At 43.1% G+C, this 311-nt stretch carries 1 protein-coding gene; it reads right to left on the bottom strand.

Annotated features, from left to right (window positions below; translation table 11 throughout):
• A partial coding sequence (locus FS767_RS23090) for a hypothetical protein (RefSeq protein ID WP_218571744.1) occupies window positions 1-228 on the bottom strand: 228 nt, incomplete at its 3' end.
• Window positions 229-311 lie beyond the last annotated feature (83 nt).

Raw genomic sequence — 311 nt, 5'->3', positions numbered from 1 at the left:
CTCACTTTTTGACAAGACAAAAAGTGAGCCGCCGTAAGGGCGGAAAGGTGACTGTGCGCCACCCGCGCTAATGAATATCAACTTGCTATATGTGCCCACGCTTTGAAGCTTAAAGTTTGAAGTTTGAAGTTTGAAGTTTGAAGTTTGAAGTTTGAAGTTTGAAGTTTGAAGTTTGAAGTTTGGATTTTTATTGCGTTGGTGTGGGTGTTGAAAGAGAGCATGGTCCATTTGCGGTGGCGACGCTTAATCACCTTTTCGCCCTTACGGCGAGTCACTTTTTGTCAAACGCGACAAAAAGTAACCAAAAAACG

The sequence above is a fragment of the Pseudomonas sp. DE0010 genome, from assembly GCF_007680745.1.
In the GTDB taxonomy this organism is placed as follows: domain Bacteria; phylum Pseudomonadota; class Gammaproteobacteria; order Pseudomonadales; family Pseudomonadaceae; genus Aquipseudomonas; species Aquipseudomonas parafulva_B.
This window is presented reverse-complemented; position numbering and strand designations above follow the sequence as displayed.